1 pseudogene is annotated in these 433 nt (G+C 72.7%); it reads right to left on the bottom strand.

Annotation, left to right across the window (positions count from 1 at the left end):
• Nucleotides 1-56: 56 nt before the first annotated feature.
• Nucleotides 57-433, bottom strand: a pseudogene (locus LPA54_RS39480) (hypothetical protein); the annotation flags it as partial.

Raw genomic sequence — 433 nt, 5'->3', positions numbered from 1 at the left:
CACCACCCGTCCTCGTCACGGCCCCTCGCCCTCACGGGCGGGGGGCCGCTGTCGTGTCAGCGCACGCGGAGGACGCCGTGCGCGCCCCGTTCCGCGTCGGTCATGACATGGGTGACGAAGGGGTAGTTGCCCGCCTCGGGCAGGGCCAGCTCGACGAAGCCGCCCGATGCGGGGGCCAGATCGAGGACCTGCGCGCCGCCGCGCTCCGGGCCGCCGGGGCGCAGATCGTACGCGCCCTCACGGAACACCGTGTCGAACTGCCCGCCCACGACGTGGAAGGCGCTCGGCATGTTCGGCCCGGCCGTCAGCACCCAGATCCGTACGCGCTCGCCGGCCTTCGCCGTCAGCGGGTCGTGGTCGTACTGGTTGGCGTACCCGTTGAAGGCGACCATGTCGGGTTCCTTGGCGTTCACCTTGGCGGGGTCGGCGGTGC

The organism is Streptomyces sp. DH12, assembly GCF_020873895.1.
GTDB lineage: Bacteria > Actinomycetota > Actinomycetes > Streptomycetales > Streptomycetaceae > Streptomyces.
This window is presented reverse-complemented; position numbering and strand designations above follow the sequence as displayed.